The organism is Oceanobacillus senegalensis (assembly GCF_900176885.1).
GTDB classification, from domain to species: domain Bacteria; phylum Bacillota; class Bacilli; order Bacillales; family Amphibacillaceae; genus Oceanobacillus; species Oceanobacillus senegalensis.
On the sequence record NZ_LT839648.1, the window covers coordinates 833,049 to 851,459 of the forward strand.

General features: G+C 35.5%; 18 protein-coding genes and 1 other annotated feature. Of the genes, 11 read left to right on the forward strand and 7 right to left on the reverse strand.

Annotation, left to right across the window (positions count from 1 at the left end):
- Positions 1-110 precede the first annotated feature (110 nt).
- On the forward strand, positions 111-1,331 hold the full coding sequence (locus CAO17_RS03880; protein ID WP_085991506.1) for an ISL3 family transposase: 1,221 nt from the start codon (positions 111-113) through the stop codon (positions 1,329-1,331).
- A 109-nt stretch (positions 1,332-1,440) separates the two neighbouring features.
- Here CAO17_RS03880 and CAO17_RS03885 read toward each other — a convergent pair whose 3' ends face one another.
- The gene (locus CAO17_RS03885) at positions 1,441-1,968 is read right to left on the reverse strand and encodes a gamma carbonic anhydrase (RefSeq protein WP_085991507.1); all 528 of its coding nucleotides are present in this window, start codon (positions 1,966-1,968) and stop codon (positions 1,441-1,443) included.
- Positions 1,969-2,500: 532 nt separating this feature from the next.
- On the opposite strand from CAO17_RS03885, the gene CAO17_RS03890 reads away from it, so the two are divergent.
- Positions 2,501-3,574 carry a tetraprenyl-beta-curcumene synthase family protein gene (locus CAO17_RS03890; protein ID WP_085991508.1) on the forward strand — a complete coding sequence of 358 codons (1,074 nt, stop codon included), beginning with the start codon at positions 2,501-2,503 and terminating at the stop codon, positions 3,572-3,574.
- A gap of 170 nt (positions 3,575-3,744) precedes the next feature.
- Positions 3,745-4,035, forward strand: coding sequence for a TIGR04104 family putative zinc finger protein (locus CAO17_RS03895; protein WP_085991509.1), 291 nt, complete (start codon positions 3,745-3,747; stop codon positions 4,033-4,035).
- Positions 4,036-4,056: 21 nt separating this feature from the next.
- Here CAO17_RS03895 and mnmM read toward each other — a convergent pair whose 3' ends face one another.
- Positions 4,057-4,629, reverse strand: a complete 573-nt coding sequence (gene mnmM / locus CAO17_RS03900; RefSeq protein ID WP_085991511.1) for a tRNA 5-(aminomethyl)-2-thiouridylate-methyltransferase MnmM — start codon at positions 4,627-4,629, stop codon at positions 4,057-4,059.
- A 143-nt stretch (positions 4,630-4,772) separates the two neighbouring features.
- Positions 4,773-4,993, forward strand: a binding site (T-box leader).
- A 150-nt stretch (positions 4,994-5,143) separates the two neighbouring features.
- Between mnmM and leuS the strand changes: the two genes are divergently transcribed.
- Positions 5,144-7,558 carry a leucine--tRNA ligase gene (gene leuS, locus CAO17_RS03905; protein WP_085991512.1) on the forward strand — a complete coding sequence of 805 codons (2,415 nt, stop codon included), beginning with the start codon at positions 5,144-5,146 and terminating at the stop codon, positions 7,556-7,558.
- 79 nt (positions 7,559-7,637) lie between these two features.
- Here leuS and CAO17_RS03910 read toward each other — a convergent pair whose 3' ends face one another.
- The 4 genes from CAO17_RS03910 to CAO17_RS03920 form a co-directional block, all read right to left on the reverse strand.
- Positions 7,638-8,390 carry a hypothetical protein gene (locus CAO17_RS03910; protein WP_085991513.1) on the reverse strand — a complete coding sequence of 251 codons (753 nt, stop codon included), beginning with the start codon at positions 8,388-8,390 and terminating at the stop codon, positions 7,638-7,640.
- Between the two features lie 231 nt (positions 8,391-8,621).
- A complete protein-coding gene (locus CAO17_RS03915) occupies positions 8,622-9,782 on the reverse strand; it encodes a dicarboxylate/amino acid:cation symporter (protein WP_085991514.1) in 1,161 nt (386 codons plus the stop codon).
- A 90-nt stretch (positions 9,783-9,872) separates the two neighbouring features.
- A complete protein-coding gene (locus CAO17_RS20935; protein ID WP_179151833.1) occupies positions 9,873-10,037 on the reverse strand; it encodes a hypothetical protein in 165 nt (54 codons plus the stop codon).
- Between the two features lie 140 nt (positions 10,038-10,177).
- Positions 10,178-11,437 (reverse strand): BaiN/RdsA family NAD(P)/FAD-dependent oxidoreductase, encoded by a 1,260-nt coding sequence (locus tag CAO17_RS03920; RefSeq protein ID WP_085991516.1) that lies wholly within the window; start codon positions 11,435-11,437, stop codon positions 10,178-10,180.
- A 581-nt stretch (positions 11,438-12,018) separates the two neighbouring features.
- Here CAO17_RS03920 and CAO17_RS03925 point away from each other — a divergent pair.
- The 6 genes from CAO17_RS03925 to CAO17_RS03945 all read left to right on the forward strand — a co-directional run bounded on the left by CAO17_RS03925 (position 12,019) and on the right by CAO17_RS03945 (position 17,338).
- Positions 12,019-13,641: a putative polysaccharide biosynthesis protein gene (locus CAO17_RS03925; protein WP_085991517.1), complete on the forward strand. Its 1,623-nt coding sequence runs from the start codon at positions 12,019-12,021 to the stop codon at positions 13,639-13,641.
- A 16-nt stretch (positions 13,642-13,657) separates the two neighbouring features.
- Positions 13,658-14,371, forward strand: a complete 714-nt coding sequence (locus CAO17_RS03930; RefSeq protein WP_085991518.1) for a pseudouridine synthase — start codon at positions 13,658-13,660, stop codon at positions 14,369-14,371.
- Between the two features lie 11 nt (positions 14,372-14,382).
- Positions 14,383-14,949, forward strand: a complete 567-nt coding sequence (gene thpR, locus CAO17_RS03935) for an RNA 2',3'-cyclic phosphodiesterase (protein WP_085991520.1) — start codon at positions 14,383-14,385, stop codon at positions 14,947-14,949.
- A 272-nt stretch (positions 14,950-15,221) separates the two neighbouring features.
- Positions 15,222-15,635, forward strand: coding sequence for a hypothetical protein (locus CAO17_RS21600; RefSeq protein ID WP_245831759.1), 414 nt, complete (start codon positions 15,222-15,224; stop codon positions 15,633-15,635).
- A 2-nt stretch (positions 15,636-15,637) separates the two neighbouring features.
- Positions 15,638-16,096, forward strand: coding sequence for a hypothetical protein (locus tag CAO17_RS21605; RefSeq protein WP_245831760.1), 459 nt, complete (start codon positions 15,638-15,640; stop codon positions 16,094-16,096).
- A 420-nt stretch (positions 16,097-16,516) separates the two neighbouring features.
- Positions 16,517-17,338, forward strand: a complete 822-nt coding sequence (locus CAO17_RS03945) for a phosphotransferase family protein (protein WP_085991521.1) — start codon at positions 16,517-16,519, stop codon at positions 17,336-17,338.
- Here CAO17_RS03945 and CAO17_RS03950 read toward each other — a convergent pair.
- Positions 17,325-17,612 (reverse strand): YtzH-like family protein, encoded by a 288-nt coding sequence (locus CAO17_RS03950; protein WP_085991523.1) that lies wholly within the window; start codon positions 17,610-17,612, stop codon positions 17,325-17,327. The two genes, CAO17_RS03945 and CAO17_RS03950, sit on opposite strands and share 14 nt — an antisense overlap.
- A 135-nt stretch (positions 17,613-17,747) precedes the next feature.
- Here CAO17_RS03950 and trmB point away from each other — a divergent pair, with 135 nt between their 5' ends.
- Entirely contained in the window at positions 17,748-18,383 is a 636-nt protein-coding gene (trmB, locus tag CAO17_RS03955; RefSeq protein ID WP_085991525.1) for a tRNA (guanosine(46)-N7)-methyltransferase TrmB, read from the forward strand.
- Positions 18,384-18,411 lie beyond the last annotated feature (28 nt).

Here is an 18,411-nt window from a genome sequence, read left to right on the forward strand (position 1 = left end):
TGGCTCTAAAATATATGTTGGGGTTTTAATAAAATTTAAGCATAAAAAAACACGCAAGCTCCTATATCCTTTAAACTTGAATTGACGAGAAACAAGTGGATAGGAGTTGCGTGTATATGTATTTTAACATGAAATTACCTGGATTAGAAGAAATGAAAATAACGAAAACAGAGGAGATAGAGGGATCCTTTCATATTCATGTTCAGTTGCCAAAAAAACCTCATAAATGCCCTTCTTGTGGGGAGATAACAGAGCGTATTCATGATTATCGAGTGCAAAAAATTCAGCATTTAAAATTGTTTGAACGTAGAACCTATATTTTTTATCGTAAGCGTCGTTATAGGTGTAAGTGTGGAAAGAGGTTTGTAGAAAACAATAATATTGTCTATCGTTATCAGCGACATACGGTGGAATGGAATCAGGCGTTAGGTTTTCGAGTGATAAAGGGGAAGAATTTCAAGGATACTGCTGCCCAATTTCATACGTCATCCAATACAGCTATGCGACGTTTTGATAACGTATCAGCTGGTAAATTACGTGAGGTTAAAGCTCTGCCACGGGTAATAGCGATCGATGAATATAAGGGCGATACAAATAAAGGTAAATATCAGACCATTATCGGTAATGGTGAGACAGGTGAGCCTTTGGATATTCTTCCTGATCGGTCCGTAAAAACGGTGAAAAAGTATCTACAGGAAAAGGGAGAAAAAGTAGAAATAGTCATTATGGATATGAGTCATAGCTTTAAATCAGCTGTTCAACAAGCATTGGGGAATCCTATTATTATAGCGGATCGATTTCATTTCTGTCGTTATATTTATTGGGCACTCGAACGTGTGCGAAGACGAGTTCAAAAAGAATTCCACCCTTATGATCGTAAAAAGTGCAAGCGAATGAAGCATGTATTTTATAAGCATTATGAAGCCCTTAGCGCAAAACAACATTGGTACTTAGAAAGATATTTAGGGTTATCAGAAGATTTGAGAACAGCTTATGGGTTAAAAGAATCTTATCGAACTTGGTTTGAAGAAGCAAAGAAAATAGGAAAAGATAATATGAAAGAGGTTAAAGAAGGGCTGTATCAGTTTTATACGCAAGTAAAAGATGCGGGTTTAGAGGAATTTGAAAAAGCGATACAGACGCTACAAAATTGGCAACCTGAAATATTGAACAGCTTTGCCTTTGGGTATAGTAATGGGTTTATTGAAGGATTGAATAATCAAACAAAGGTTATCAAGAGAAATGCCTTTGGATTCAAGAGATATGATCGATTGAGATTAAGGGTATTATTACACCATCAATTTAAATCCGTAGCCAATTCAATAGGTTAAAGGGGTAGGAGCTAATAGCCCCACCCCAACATTTGACTTAGAACCTTATTTTTAATGATATATATGATAAGTGCGGTGATTAGAAAGGGACCTGGTGCATGGATTTTTTTCAGTATTCGTTACCTAAGTCGGTATTTTTCTTATAATATTGTCCTTTCTCAACATAGGATTTGCGAACTCGTTCCATTTCTTTATAATCTGCTTCGGTTAGTTCACGAACTACTTTGGCGGGGCGTCCCATTACTAAGGTATGTGGAGGAATTTTCTTCCCTGGTGGAACAAGGCTTCCTGCTCCAACGAAAGCATTTTCTCCAACTTCTGCACCATCCAATATGATGGATCCCATTCCAATTAATGCATTTTTTCGAATAATCGAAGAATGTAATGTAACTTGATGTCCAATCGTTACATCATCATCGATGATTAATGGTTTGTCTGGACTTTGATGTAACATGGATAGGTCTTGCACACTCACACGTTTACCTATACATGTTGGTGCTACATCTCCACGAATAACTGTTTGAAACCAGATGCTTGATTCACTATCTATGGTTACATCACCAATAATTACTGCATCCTTTGCAATGAACGTTGTTTCATGTATTTTCGGCTTTTTTCCATTATAATCTCCAATCAACATTATCATCCTTTCTTACGTATTTGTTCGCGGTTTTTGTATTCTGTTTTTCTCCGTAATTGAAGTAGTATTAAGTTAATGATCATGATATCTATGTTGTGCAACTAAGTAGTTAACTGCTAACTTTAGAACTCTTGTAAATCCCCTTCTAACGGAAAACTTTCGATATCTTTTACTTATAGAATGAAAGCTTGGAAACTAGGGAAAGATATATGAAAAATGTTAAATGTTTTCCACCTTTTCTATCTCCTGTGTTTTATCGCAGGTTAAGGGGCAGTAAAATTCCCACCTCAAAAATGGAAAAAACATTAATCATTTTAGGTGAGGGAGGGCCTTGTGTCATACCCTTGTGGTATAAACTACCCCTAAAAGCCCGATTCGTTCATCTAACAATCAGTGGGGGGGGAAAGATCCCCCACTGATTGAAGATTCACTTTATGGTTGGTCGTTAAGAGGGAATCTGAACAACTATGCTAATATAATAAGTATAGCAAAGTAAAAAGGTTTTGAAAAAAAGATCGGAGGAAATAGCTTGTCTTACGTACCATCAACACCACTTTCATTAGTAACCACTGTCTTTCGTAGAATTTTCCCTCAAGTTAATCATGAAATTAATTATTGGAAAAAAAGGGCAAATCAAATTCCGAATAAGGAATTGCGAACACAGGCACTATCGAGTATTGCTTCCAAGAAGTTTCATTGTCAGGGTGGAGCAGTATTTTCTTTGCTAGCAGGAGATAAATGGAAAGAAGCAGTTCGATTTATTGTAGCTTACCAAACCATTAGTGATTACTTAGATAATCTGTGTGATAGAAGTACATCCCTTAATCCTAATGATTTCAAGCAATTACATTTATCAGCTGAAGATGCTCTTCAACCAGAAAACCAGCCTAGAAATTACTATAAGTTACGTGAAGATCAAGACGATGGAAATTATTTATATGAACTTGTAGTTACGTGTCAACAAACTATAAGTATGATTCACTCCGTGGAAAAGATAAAAGTACAATTAATTAAGTTGGAAGATATGTATTCTAGTTTACAAGTACATAAGCATGTTAGGGTAGAGGAAAGGGTCCCTAGATTGACACATTGGTATGAAGAAAATAATAGAATCCCTACTTTAAGTTGGTATGAGTTTGCAGCTGCTACAGGATCCACCTTAGGAATTTTCTGTCTTGTATCTTATGCTCTCTCAGGTAAGATGTCAAACCAATTAGCATCTAATATATATGAGGGGTATTTTCCATACATACAGGGTCTACATATACTTTTGGATTATTTTATAGATCAAAACGAAGATTTAGATGAAGGTGATTTAAATTTCTGTAGCTTTTACCCTAATAATGAAAAGATGATAGAAAGGTTTAGTTTTTTTATTCAACAAGCGGATAAAAGGGTGGAATTTTTACCAAATCCACAGTTTCATAAAATGGTTTGTCATGGATTAGTTGGTCTATATTTGGGAGATATCAAGGTTAAATCAATTAAGAATGGAAATAAAATGGCTAAGGAATTACTTAAAATAAGTGGATATCCTGCTAGGTTTTTCCAAATCAATACAAGGATGTATTATAAATTAAACGGAAATGGTAAGGTGGTTTGAAATTTATCGCAGGTTAAGGGGCAGTAATATCCCGACCTCAAAAATGGAGGAGAGCGTGGGTCTTTAGGAGGCGTTGTGACATTAGCTTTTGTTCCTTTGTTTTAGTGTGGGATAGAAGAATCCCCACTAATTAAAGATTCACTTTATCATTAGAAAAGAGGAGCGTTAAAATGCCGGTTTGCCAAAGCTGTAATAAAGAGTGGACATGGAAACAGTCAATAACAAATTTACGTAATATTTGTCCATACTGTGGAACAAAGCAATTTCTAACCGAGCAATCGAGAAGATGGAACGGTATATCTACGTTAATTCCTATTATTTTTATTTTCTTTTTCAATTTGATCATTGACATGTCTATTACAACCGTATTTATTGTTGCATTAATTGTTAGCTTCGTAACGATAGCTATACAACCACTATTTATGGAATTGTCTAATGAGAAAAAGCCGGTCGGTAGATAAAAAATAAGCAGTAGCAGAGGCTTACTGCTTATTTTTTTGAATAGCAATAATAAATGGTGGATTATTTTTCTGGTTAATAAAGCCATACTGGAGGACACTATATTTTTGTTGACTTAAATGGAGTACATGCTTTAATATTGCTTCTTTTTCTTCTTTTCCACCTTCGTGTCCGTGATAAACCACTAAAATAATCAAGCCATTTTTCTTTAATACTTCTAATATATCATCCATCGCCTTAATGGTTGATTCTGGCTTGGTAATGATTTTTTTATCACTCTTTGGCAGATATCCTAGATTAAAAATAGCGCCACCAATTGTTTGTCGCTCATCCTTTGGTAGGTGTTGTTTAATATTGGCATGACTATCATGAATGAGTGACACGTTGGATTTACCATGTTTAATAATGACCTCTCTAGTCGATGTAATGGCAAGTTCCTGGACATCAAATGCAAGTACATGACCATCTTGCCCTACAAGATCGCTTAAAAATAATGTATCATTACCATTTCCGCATGTAGCATCGATAACTGTTTCCCCTTTATTGACAGATTCCTCTAATAGGTAGTGCGCATAATTGAGAACTCCTTTGAGCATAGATATAACCTCACTATTCTTTTTCTTATTGCTACGATTTAAATTGTGATGATGACTACTTAAATTATTTTAACATAATTATGTTTAGATTTAAGAAGTGTTGACAAAGATGGTACTATTATTTATAATTTCGATATAATATGACAATGACTTTGCGAAGGATTAGTAGTGTATTATTCAAGGCATAGAGAGACAGTGGTTGGTGAAAACTGTTGCTTGAACATGCACGAACTCACCTTCTTTGTCGCAGGGTACGAAATCGTAAGTAGTTCCTGCCGTATAGATCCGCGTTAAGGGCGCAAGAGAACGTGAAGTCTACGTTAATTTGGGTGGTACCGCGGGAGCTAAGCTTCTCGTCCCTTTATAGGGATGAGTGGCTTTTTTTTAGGTAAGACAAGTTTAAAATTTTAGCTAAGAACCGCTTCGACATAGTCAAAATTTTACCGTACCAAGTATTAGAAAAAAGTACGTAAAAAGAGGGGTTAGTCGTGTATTAAAAAGGAGGATATGGAACGTGAGCTTTGATCATCGAAAAATAGAAAAGAAATGGCAAAACTATTGGCAAGAAAATAAAACATTTAAAACAGATACATATTCTGAAAAAGAAAAATTTTATGCTTTAGATATGTTTCCCTATCCATCTGGTGCAGGTCTTCATGTAGGGCATCCAGAAGGATATACAGCAACAGATATTCTCTCGCGTATGAAACGTATGCAGGGATACGAAGTAATGCACCCAATGGGCTGGGATGCATTTGGTCTTCCTGCTGAGCAGTATGCGATTGATACGGGAAATAGCCCGGCTGAATTTACAGCGAAAAATATTGCAACCTTTAAGCGCCAAATTCAAGAACTTGGCTTTTCCTATGATTGGGATCGTGAAATTAATACAACAGATCCAAACTACTATAAGTGGACACAATGGATTTTTGTTAAACTTTACGAAAAAGGGCTTGCATATATTGATGAAGTACCCGTTAATTGGTGTCCTGCACTTGGAACTGTACTAGCCAATGAAGAGGTTATAGATGGAAAAAGTGAGCGTGGAGGACACCCCGTTATTCGTAAACCTATGAAACAGTGGATGCTTCGAATTACTGCATATGCAGATCGTCTATTAGAAGATCTCGATGACTTAGATTGGCCTGAAAGTCTAAAGGATATGCAACGCAACTGGATTGGTAAATCTGAAGGTGCAGAAGTAACATTTACCATTGATGGACACAATGAAGAATTTGTTGTTTTTACAACAAGACCAGATACTCTTTTTGGCGCAACATATGCAGTCCTATCTCCTGAACATCCTTTTGTTGATAAAATTACAACAGCCGAGCAAAAAGAAAAAGTAAAGGCATATGTCGATGAAGTACAGAGAAAATCGGATTTGGAGCGTACAGACCTTGCGAAGGACAAGACGGGGGTATTCACTGGAGCGTATGCCATTAACCCGATAAATAATGAAAAAGTACCAATTTGGGTAGCTGACTATGTATTAATGTCTTATGGAACAGGTGCAATTATGGCAGTTCCGGCTCATGATGAACGTGACTATGAATTTGCTCAAAAATTTGATTTGCCAATTATAGAGGTAGTTGCTGGTGGAGATGTTTCAAAAGAAGCGTACACTGGTGATGGTGAGCATATTAACTCTGATTTCTTAAATGGGTTAGGAAAAGAAGAGGCAATCTCGAAAGCAATCGAATGGTTAGAGGAAAATGGAAAAGGTGAGAGGAAGATTACCTATCGACTACGTGACTGGCTATTTGCTAGACAGCGTTACTGGGGTGAGCCTATTCCTGTAATACATTGGGAAGATGGTACTATGACAACAGTTCCAGAAAACGAACTGCCGCTAGAATTGCCAAAAATGGAGGAAATTAAACCTTCAGGAACGGGTGAATCGCCACTTGCTAATAATAGTGAATGGGTGAATGTCGTAGATCCAGAAACAGGGAAGAAAGGTCGTCGTGAAACGAATACAATGCCACAGTGGGCGGGAAGCTCTTGGTATTTCTTGCGCTATATCGATCCAAATAACACGGAAAAAATAGGTGATCCAGAAGCACTTAAGAAATGGCTGCCAGTTAATGTATATATTGGCGGTGCAGAACATGCTGTATTGCATTTGCTTTATGCACGTTTCTGGCATAAATTCCTATACGATCTTGGTGTAGTACCTACAAAAGAGCCATTCCAAAAATTATTTAACCAAGGAATGATACTTGGTGAAGGTAATGAAAAAATGAGTAAATCAAAAGGTAATGTCGTTAACCCAGATGATATCGTATCATCCCATGGTGCAGATACCTTGAGATTGTATGAAATGTTCATGGGGCCACTTGATGCATCTGTGGCGTGGTCAACCAATGGCCTGGACGGAGCAAGACGATTCCTTGACCGCGTATGGCGTTTATTTGTTAATGAAGATGACTCTCTAACAAATAAAATAGTGGATGAAGAAAATGATACTTTAGATAAGGTTTACCATGAAACAGTGAAAAAAGTAACCGAGGACTTTGAAAACCTTCATTTTAATACAGGGATTTCCCAAATGATGGTGTTTGTGAATGAATGCTATAAGGTAGATAAGCTTCCTAAGCAATATGTTGAAGGTTTTGTTAAGTTACTATACCCTGTTGCACCACATATTACAGAAGAACTTTGGGAAAAACTAGGACATGGAGAGTCGATAGCCTATGAAGGCTGGCCAGCATTTGATGAATCAAAACTAGTAGAGGATGAAGTAGAAGTCGTACTTCAAGTTATGGGTAAAGTTCGTTCTAAAGTTAATGTTGCAAAAGACTTGCCAAAAAATGAATTAGAAAAACTTGCACTCGAAGACGAAACAATGAAAAAATGGTTAGAAGGAAAAACCATTCGCAAAGTAATTGTAGTACCCGGAAAATTAGTAAATGTTGTTGCTAATTAAAGTACAAAAGTAAAAGTTCTTTTATTAAACAAAAAAAGGATCTTTCCAAATTAGGAGAGATCCTTTTTTACACTTTCAGTTAAGGAGTTTCCTCTTTCCATTCCGATTTTAAGATTATCCATTCCCCATCGATATAATACCAAATTGCTTCAATCGTTCCTAACTGATCAGCGTGGTAAGCGCCACTTACTTGTTTGTAGCTTTTTAATCCATTTCCTTTTCGTTCAGTTAGTTTTACAGGCTCAAAAAAAGCAATAGGATCAATTATTAAGGATTTTGCTTTTTTTAATTTCCCTTTCTTATTATATATTCCTTGACGAATATATTCTTTAGATCGATTTTTTACATCTACTTCAATGGGTTTCTCATTTGGTGTAAACTGAATTTTAATTTTAAAACCATCAGCAAATTTACCTGAAATATATTCCTGTTTAGGTAATGGAATTTCCAATAAATCACCATTTGCTAATGTGTGTAAGTCATAATGGTATAATCCACCACTTCCACCTGTTGGGCTTTGATACAACATATCTTGAACATTGTCATGATTTATATCAACGAATTGAATCGCTGGTTCGTATCCATCTCCATAACTAATTTTCCAACGACCGTCCTCATGTCCTTTGCTTTTAACTTCAACCCATATATTATGGAAGTATTCCGCCCCCTTTGAAAATGGAATTCCTTTTAAGTTAATTTCATCTAAAATACCATCCCCAGTAACATCGGCCTGGTATGTATTGATGAGGACAGCTTCCTCTTTCATTCCGTATACAGAAAAAGGGGAGATTAACATAAGAATAACGAGTATTAGAAAATGTTTATATACCATTGACGACTCTCCTATTTGTAAATAAAGTTTCATTTTATATTGTGCGAAAAATGATATCCTATTCAAGGAACATTAGTCGATTGTGTAAAAGAGACAGGGATTACATTAGAATGTCATATAATTTATTAATAATTAATTCTAACTAAAAGAGATCCTCCCAAATGCTTTCATTTGGGAGGATTAGGAATAAGGGATATAAAAGCAACATTTTTGCTCGTTTTTTGGTAAAAATTATGATTTATCTTTTTGTAGGGAACTGATAATAGAAGTAATAGCACCATCACCAGTTACATTTGCAGCAGTACCAAAGCTATCTTGAGCAAGGTATAATGCAATCATTAATGAAATCATAGTTGGTCCAAATTCAAGCATACTTTCAAGAAGTCCAATAGCTGCCATGACACCGCCTCCTGGAACGCCGGGTGCAGCTATCATCGTAATGGCTAGCATTAGTATAAATGGTAAATAGGATTGGATAGTCGCTGATTCTCCTTGTAAAAATAACACAGCTAAAGAACAACTGACTATAGTTATCGTGCTTCCTGATAAATGGATATTTGCGAATAACGGTACGGTAAAATCTGCAATACTTTCACGAGATTTTAAAAGCTTGGATTGCTTTAGGGTGACAGGTATAGTTGCAGCAGATGATTGTGTACCGAGTGCTGTAAAATAAGCAGGCGACATGGTTTTTAACATCGATAATGGATTTTGTTTACTTAACGTTCCAGCAACTGTGTATTGAAAAATTAAGTATAAAAGGTGCAATATAATAATCATGATAAATACTTTCATAAATACACTTAAGATTGTTGCGACTTGACCTGTGTAGGTCATATTAGCGAAAATCCCATAAATATGAAATGGTAATAATGGAATAATGAATTTCTCAATTACTAGTTGTACAATTTCGCGAAAATCAATCATGATTTTAAGTAGTGCTTCCCCTTTAATGGTAGCAAGTCCAATACCAAGTACAAATGATAATAGTAATGCAGTGATTACTTCCATTGGCGGTGCCATCTCTATTGAAAGAAAGGGCTCACTTAGACCTTTAGTAGGGTCCGTAAAGGCTTGTATGGATTGACCCCCTAAAATGGATGGGTAGATGGTTTTAGCAACTAAAAATGCAAGTAATCCGGCGATAATAGTGGATATATATGCAAAACATGCACTAAAGCCTAGTATCTTTCCAGCACCACGTCCCATCATACCAATTCCTGGTGTTATAAACCCTATGATTATGATGGGAATGATAAAGGTTAAGAAGTTTCCAAATAATCCAGTAAACGTTGCAAATAATCGAATAAAGAACTCATTTGAGAAAGAGCCAATTATAATACCTAATATAATTGCAGTAATAATTCGTGTTAATAGGCCGAACTGTTTCATTCTTTTCCCCCTTTCGATAAGAGAATTTACTAAACTTAAAAGCGCGCCCAGAAGACGCGCTTTTTCTTTCACAAGTGTAAGGTAAAGTAATTAACTACCTTGTTGTTGATTGCCGCCTGTACTTATCATGAATGGTAGCACTTTTTGGACAGTTTGACCAAGGGTTTGATTATTCCTTGTCATTGTATAATAAGTTGCAGCTCCAATTCCAACAGATGCTATAATAGGTAGCCAATTTTGGTTTTTCATTTGCATCCATTAACACCCTTTCTTAGGTATTGGTTCAATGAAATTCAGGACGGCTTGCTTTAGAAAATATTAATTGATTGTCTGCATCGAGACACTCATAGCTTCTCCTGAAAAGTACAATGCATGCAAGGTATCATCTACCAGAATCAGTCAGCACTTTCATTTGCGGCATTCATACCAGCTAAACGTCCAGTTACAAGTGCAGATGTAATGTTATATCCACCAGTATAACCGTGAATATCAAGGATTTCTCCGCAAAAATATAGTCCATGCATCCGTTTAGACTGCATGGTATTAGGCACTATTTCCTTTATGGAAACACCTCCGCCTGTTACAAATGCTTTTTCTAACGGAAGCGAACCATTCACGTTAAAGGTGAAGTTTTTGATATGATGTGTGATAGTTCGTATTGATTCTTTAGAAATATGTGCACATTTTTCTTCATCCGTAATATGATTTTGTTTCAAGATGAAGGATAACAAACGTTCAGGAATTAATCCTTTCATCACATTTTTAAATGCCTTTTTAGGATTTTCCTTCGTCGATTTCATGATAGCTTGATATAGCTTTTCTTCTTTCTCCTCAGGTAATGCATCTAGAACCATAGTAACTTTTTCGCTTCCACGCATTAATTCTTTAACAACAAACTGGGAACATCGGAGGACAGCTGGACCAGAAACTCCGAAATGTGTAAATATCATATCCATCTGATGGCTTATAATAGGTTTGTTTCGTTTATTTAATACAGTTAATGATACGTTTCTTAATGATAACCCTTGTAAGCTTTTATCTTTGATAAAGTCCTCATTTGAAGTTAAAGCAACTTCTGTGGGGTAAAGTTCTGTGATGGTATGACCTGCTTTTTTTGCCCAAGCATATCCATCACCAGTTGAACCAGTGTGCGGTACCGCTTTTCCTCCAGAAGCAATAACTATTGCTTTCGTTTGGATTTTTTCAGCACCTTTTAAAATAACCATGTGTTCATTCTCATCATAGTGAATCGCCTCCACTGAAGTAGTTAATCTTATTTCAACATTTAGTTCTTCCATTTTACTAATCAAGGCATTCACAACTGTTTTAGCCGAATTTGATTTAGGGAACATTCTTCCATGATCTTCTTCTTTTAGTCCAACTCCCATATTTTCAAAGAAGTCAATAATATCGTAATTATTAAAAACAGAAAAAGCACTATATAAAAACTTTCCATTCCCTGGGATATGTTTGATAACCTCATCCTGTGGCAAGCGGTTCGTAACATTACATCTTCCACCACCAGAAATCGCAAGCTTTTTCCCTAATTTTTTTCCTTTTTCTAAAAGTAATGTACGTGCACCGTGTTCTGCTGCTGCAATAGCTGCCATTAATCCAGATGGTCCACCACCTATTACTGTGACATCGTAGGTCAAAACGCTTCATTCCTTTCTACCCTTAGTATCTTACCACTAAGTATGGTAGGCACACAATTAACGAATATATTATATTTTTCCTTCCTATAATTTTCCTTTATTATAGTAAAGGTTATTAAGAGTATTGTTTATGACGCATCATTGATATGATGCGCAGTAACTTAATACGAAAAAAGGTGCGTAAATACCGATTCCCTCCGCTATTTTTGAGCATATGCTTCTATTATTGTTTTAGCTATAATAATGTTGATTGGAACGAAGGGCAGTTGACTCCTTGAAAAAGAAAAACACTTTTTCTCACGAAGATGTAACACTGACGAAGCCTCCCTTGTACTGTGGGAATAGCACGTGTCTAAAGCCGTGCCTTAATGCCCGCGGTGGAAATCAACGTGCACTTTACCCAGTTATTTCACATCATCCTTCTAATATGACATAGCAAATAATCAACATGGTTAGTGTAAATCAAAAAAGTTGTGCAATTACGTTATATGTCCATGCCTGGTATATGATAGAATATAACAGGTATGTAGAATGTACGAAGGTTTGGTACATTAAATTATAAAAATGTTATGGGTGAAAACATGTCGAATATTGTAAAGGGTGCATTTTTACTTACGGTTGCCTCTTTTTTATCAAAATTTTTAGGAATGATTTATGTTATTCCATTTAATGCGTTAGTAGGTGAAACAGGAGGTACCTTATTTAGCTTTGCCTATACGCCATATAGTATATTTATTAGTTTATCTACAGTGGGAATTCCTGTTGCTGTATCGAAATTTGTTTCACGATATAATTCGCTCGGTGACTATGAAACGGGAATGCGATTATTTAAGGTTGCTAGTATGTTGATGGCTTGTACAGGAATTCTTGCATTTCTGATTATGTTTTTTAGTGCAGAGTGGCTAGCAGAATGGATGATCACAAGTGATGATCCGAAAGGCATTACAGTGGAAGATGTAACATTTGTAACTAGAATGGTCAGTATAGCATTATTAATCATACCAGTTATGAGTATTGTTCGAGGTTTTTTCCAAGGACATGAATCGATGAAGCCGACAGCGGTTTCACAAGTTATTGAACAAATTGTTCGTATAACCTTTATACTAATAGGTTCTTTTATTATTTTAAAAATTTTCGATGGGTCCATCGTTACTGCAGTTGGTTTTTCTACTTTCGCAGCTTTTATTGGTGCTTTGGCATCTTGTGTTATTTTGTTCATGTTTTGGAAGATTCGAAAGCCATATTTTAACAAACAAATTCAATCACAGACACAGTCGTACAATCGGAGTACGAAAGAACTAATTGTTGAGTTATTTAGTTATGCAGGTCCATTTATTTTGGTAGGATTAGCTATACCTCTTTATCAGTTAGTTGATCAATTTACCTTTGAGAGGGCAATGGTAGCTACTGGTTTAGAAGACACTTGGGAGCTGGCATATGGTGTAATTAATTATTACGGTCATAAGGTTGTAATTATTCCTATGACGATTGCTACAGGGCTTTCTCTCTCCTTGTTACCAACACTAACGAAATCATATACACAAAATAATAAGCAGTTATTAACCAAGCAAATTAATCAAGCCCTACAAATTGTATTAGTCTTAGTTGTTCCGGCATTTGTGGGAATGGCTATGTTATCAGATGAAATATATGGTTCCCTATACGGCTTGGAAATTATTCCTATTGCAGGACCGCTTTTAGCTTGGTATGCGCCTGTTGTATTATTGTTTGGACTGTTTAGTGTAACAGCAGCTATTTTACAAGGAATTAATGAACAGCGGTTTGCAGTTTTTAACTTGTTAGCTGGGTTATTAACAAAAATATTATTAAATATCCAGTTCATTCATTGGTTTGGAGCAAAGGGAGCCATTTTTGGTACAGCATTAGCGTCAGGGATTGCCGTTGTATTAAATCTGTGGCGGATCAAGATAGCTATTGATTTTAATTACAAGGAAACAATGAAACGAACAACGCTTATTAGCATATTTGTCATCATTATGGCAGTTGTCATATGGTTAGTACAGTTTGGTTTTGGTTTCATTATCCCTAATGACGAGCGATGGGGAGTTATTTTAATGCTTGTATTAGGTGTAACCATTGGTGGTGGGGTATACTTATACCTAGCTAGTGTCTCAACGTTATTAGAACGTATATTAGGAAGTCGAATTTCCATTGACAAGTTAAAAAGGAAGCGTAATAAATAGGAGGAGATTCTTCACCATGCGTCTTGATAAACTTTTATCAAATATGGGATACGGAAGCCGAAAAGATGTGAAAAAACTTCTTAAGAAAAAGCAGGTTAACGTAAATGAAGAGGTGATTAAAGATGGTAGTCATCACGTAAATCCCGATCAGGATACCATTAAAGTGAATGAAGAGGTAGTTACATACAAACAATATATTTATCTTATGATGAATAAGCCTCCAGGTATAGTGTCGGCTACTACGGATTTACGTGATAAAACGGTAGTCGATTTATTATCTAAAGAAGAAAAGATGTTTCAACCATTTCCAGTTGGACGTCTTGATAAAGATACAGAAGGGTTATTACTACTAACCAATGATGGGAACCTCGGACATCGGTTAACTTCACCAAATAAAAATGTTGGTAAAACTTATTTTGCCAAAATAAAAGGAAAAGTAACTGAAAAGGATGTCATAGCATTTAGAGAAGGTATTACTTTAGAAGATGGTTATCAATCAAAACCGGCAACATTAAAAATTCAGATTAGTGGTGATGTATCAGAAATAGAAATTACCATTACAGAGGGGAAATTTCATCAGGTAAAACGAATGTTTGAAGCGGTTGATAAGAAAGTAATCTATCTGAAACGTTTGAGTATGGGTGAACTGCAATTGGATACATCATTGGCATTAGGTGAATATCGTGAACTAAACGAAGAAGAATTAACATATTGTCAGTCGTTAAACTAGGAGGAATAAACATGGCTTCTCTTCCGCATTATTTCATTGCCATTCCACTACCAGAGGAGTTGCAAAACTACTTTTCGTTATGGCGAAATGAATTACATGATAAATTGCCTTACAAACAGTGGTATCATAAACAGGACCTTCATATTACTTTAAAATTTTTAGGTGCAGTTAATCAGGAAAAAATAGAAGCACTTTATCATGCATTAAAAAAAGTGGAGGGAGAGCGTGCATTTGAACTTGAAGTAGGCTCGATAGGGATATTTGGAAATCCAAAGAGACCGAGAGTTTTATGGGCAGGTGTTGAAAATGCAAATGCTCTATTATCCATTCAAAAGAAGATAGAAGATGTCTGTCTAGAAGTCAGTTTTAGCAAGGAAAACCGTCCATACCGTCCACATATTACCTTAGCCAAAAAATGGACTGGTAATCCCAAGGAATCTTACGACAATGTGCTAGAACAAATACAAAGACAATTTACACAAATAGAAAGAATGCATGTTCATGAAATAGTTGTTTTTCAAATTCATCCAGGTAGACAACAAAAATATGAGCCGACCAAACGTTATCGATTATCATAGAAAATAATTGTCATTAGCGCACTAATTTAGAACAAAAGCGTAAGCGTCCTTATAAGTTGAATCATGTCGTCTTGGGACTGTGGTTACTTGTTCCACTGAAGACCACTCATCTAAAGCACCTGTACTAGCATGTCCAGTACCGTGTAGCGGTATATAAGTTGGTGTGTTTTGATTAAAGGGGGGGGAAGGGTATCGCGCAGTTAATCAAGCTTCGGGATTATATTTCGCGGTATGAGTGGGACACATATCGTTATCCAACCCAATTTATACGTGTGAAAAAGCAAAATTGGGATAAACTATATCGCTTATGGGCCGAACCAGTAGAAATGAATGATGAAAAGGAAGCAGAATCAAAAAAGTCTGTTTCGATGAGGAGTAGGTTTAGTAGTAAATGGAAGCAATTTCTTAAAAAGGAAACGAATCAAGACCAGGAACAGAAAACTTCAAAACAGGATCCAATTGAATGTATTCGAAATGAAGAGGAACTAAAACATTATTTTATGGATAGAATATTACATTTCCAATTAAAATGGGCGACTTCAACAGTAAATCGAATTTCATATGTACATCATCAATATTATTCCGATCCAATATTAAAATATTTATTGCAACGTTTCCCAGATACTTATTTGCTGATGTACAATCCTGTTTTTAATATAAAAAAGCCTCTATTGATGGGGATATAATTATGATTTCGCCGATAGGGATTGAGATTCTTTATTTTTTAGAAAAAGATTCGCAATCTATCATTATTGCTAGTGATGAACGAACATGGGTGGTTCAGGGACAACAAACATCTACTAAAATATTAAATCCAATCATTGCTCTTAAAAGAACGGAACAAATTGTAAAAAGCATTTTACATACAAATGGAGTGGATTTTCCCATTTCGAAAACGGTTATATCTAGGAGTAATCCAATTGTTTTTGCAACAGAACCGTATCAGACTAAGTTAATTGGCAAACAAAAGTATGACCAGTGGTTTAAAGAAAGAAGAAACTTAAATTCTACCTTAAAGAATAAACAATTAAAAGCAGCTGAAGAATTATTACGGTATTGTTTGACGGAGTCTGTCCAACGTCCTGAATGGGAAGAAGATGATAATTTTAAAACCATTGGGGACTTGGAGGATATGGATTCGTTTTAATCTAATGACAATTAAAGTAATAACAGAAAGAGATTCAAAAAGGGGGAGGGATGAAAAATCATTCCATCCGCCAAAATTGTACCAGACGATATGAAAACTACCTTTACATCATATTTCTAAATGGAAGGTTCTTATTTTATTTATGACTGTATTTACTGATATGCATGTAAATTTTAAAGAATTGGAAATACTAGTGGCAATAGAACTTCATGTAGCATCTTCAGAATCACTGTAAATTCAAGTAGATGGACAGTCTTATAAAAGTCGTACAAGTTTTTACAAAAGCAATCCAGACCTGTTCAAGTCATTGGTACAAAAACGGAAGAAACCTTATAAAAAGATATAATATGGTTGTAATTTAAACTTTATACCTATAAAATATGTAAAAGGAATGCTATTTTTGAAAGATGTGAAGACTATATGTTGGAATGGCTTGAAAAAGCATTAGGAGATGGCTGGAAGCTAACACCAGCTGGTGGATTAACAGGAGAAGCATTTATTGCTGAAAAAGAAAATAAACGGCTCTTTTTGAAACGTAATTCCTCACCATTTTTGGCTGTATTATCGGCTGAGGGAATCGTCCCAAAGTTGATTTGGACGAAGCGTATGGAAAATGGGGATGTCATCACTGCTCAAGAGTGGCTCGAAGGACGGGAACTGAAACCAAGTGATATGAAAGATGAGCGCGTTGCAGATCTTTTGCATAAAATTCACCATTCCACGGAATTACTCGATATGCTAATGCGAATAGGGATAACGCCATTAACCTCTGATGAGATTTTTGGTACGATAAAGAAGCAGTTAACTGATCTTAATTTATTAACGAAATATAAAGATGTTCAAGTTGCATTAGATTTCCTTGAACGTTTATTACCTAAGACGAGAAACCAGAACTTAGTCGTTTGCCATAATGACTTAAACCATAATAATTTATTAATGTCTAAGGACGGTAAAAACTTATATTTAATTGATTGGGATAATGCAACCATTGCTGACCCTGCTTCCGATTATGGATTAGTATTAAAATGGTACATTCCACAGGAAAATTGGGTAAACTGGTTAAAAAAATATGGAGTTAAAAAGAACGATTACATTATTGAACGTATGTATTGGTATTTACTGCATGATTCACTCCATTATTTAGTTTGGCATTTAAAACGAAAAGAACCCGCAAAGGTAGTGGAAAGATTGCGGGATTTACAAGAATTAAACGAACAAGTTTCGGTGTTTATTGAAGATTAACGTGTTCTATTGCACTCATCCATGTTTTGAGATTATTTTTATTTACGGTTATGTGTTCTTCAATATTTTGTGCATTTTCGCCCTGTCTTCCATAGTTATATATTTCTGGAAGCAGCTGGAGAAGTTGTTCGTTAGTAATCTCATTATTGGACATCATATTTTTAACTAACCTTCTTATTTGTTGATATTCTGATACTTCTCCACAGCAGCCAACACTCTGCTCGTCGAGGATGTCATGCAGCAAGGTTAATAAATTATTTGTATTTAGTGTCATTTGAATCACCACCTCATGGCACTATTTTTTGTCATATTTAGTTTTCTATACTTGAAATTAGAGGACAATCTTTCCTGTAAAAGGAATAAAGCTAAGCGTTTTCCACGATCAAGAGAACAAAGAGAGGTATTTTATATGCGTCAACGAAACAAACCATGGGCTGATGATTTTTTAAAGGAGCACAGGAAGTTAATTATTCCAAATCCAAGTGAATACAAAGGACGATGGAAGGATGTATTTGAAAATGACCGACCAATTCACATTGAAGTTGGAACAGGTAAAGGTCAGTTTATTGTAGGAATGGCAAAGCAATATCCCGATGTCAACTTTATTGGGATTGAAATAGCAAAAAGTATCGTTGTGACTGCAGCACAAAAGGTTTTAGCAGCAGAGAATGATAATATTTTATTATTAAATGAAGATGCAAGTGACTTGAGGGAGTACTTTGCAGATAATGAAATTGATGGCATCTATTTAAACTTTTCGGATCCATGGCCAAAGAATCGTCATGAAAAACGTCGATTAACATATAAGAAATTTCTTGAACAGTATCAAAAAATTCTAAATCCATCTGGTAAGGTTATATTTAAAACCGATAATAGGGGATTATTTGAATATTCGTTAGTAAGTCTAACTGATTTTGGTATGAATCTAGAGGAAGTAAACCTCGATTTACATGCCATTGAGGATACGACTAATATAATGACGGAATATGAAGAAAGATTCTCAGCAAAAGGACAGCCTATTTATCGATTGAAAGCAAGTTTTTAGAACTAGTTATAGAATGGCTTCTTTTTTT

Bases quoted from the DNA above. Each gene is read 5' to 3' on its own strand.
- CAO17_RS03945 (WP_085991521.1), top strand. From the start codon at position 16,517: ATGTTGGAATGGCTTGAAAAAGCATTAGGAGATGGCTGGAAGCTAACA.
- CAO17_RS03930 (WP_085991518.1), top strand. From the start codon at position 13,658: ATGCGTCTTGATAAACTTTTATCAAATATGGGATACGGAAGCCGAAAA.
- CAO17_RS03915 (WP_085991514.1), bottom strand. From the start codon at position 9,782: ATGAAACAGTTCGGCCTATTAACACGAATTATTACTGCAATTATATTA.
- thpR (WP_085991520.1), top strand. From the start codon at position 14,383: ATGGCTTCTCTTCCGCATTATTTCATTGCCATTCCACTACCAGAGGAG.
- CAO17_RS03910 (WP_085991513.1), bottom strand. From the start codon at position 8,390: ATGGTATATAAACATTTTCTAATACTCGTTATTCTTATGTTAATCTCC.
- CAO17_RS03895 (WP_085991509.1), top strand. From the start codon at position 3,745: ATGCCGGTTTGCCAAAGCTGTAATAAAGAGTGGACATGGAAACAGTCA.
- mnmM (WP_085991511.1), bottom strand. From the start codon at position 4,629: ATGCTCAAAGGAGTTCTCAATTATGCGCACTACCTATTAGAGGAATCT.
- CAO17_RS03925 (WP_085991517.1), top strand. From the start codon at position 12,019: ATGTCGAATATTGTAAAGGGTGCATTTTTACTTACGGTTGCCTCTTTT.
- trmB (WP_085991525.1), top strand. From the start codon at position 17,748: ATGCGTCAACGAAACAAACCATGGGCTGATGATTTTTTAAAGGAGCAC.
- CAO17_RS21605 (WP_245831760.1), top strand. From the start codon at position 15,638: ATGATTTCGCCGATAGGGATTGAGATTCTTTATTTTTTAGAAAAAGAT.
- CAO17_RS03950 (WP_085991523.1), bottom strand. From the start codon at position 17,612: ATGACACTAAATACAAATAATTTATTAACCTTGCTGCATGACATCCTC.
- CAO17_RS20935 (WP_179151833.1), bottom strand. From the start codon at position 10,037: ATGCAAATGAAAAACCAAAATTGGCTACCTATTATAGCATCTGTTGGA.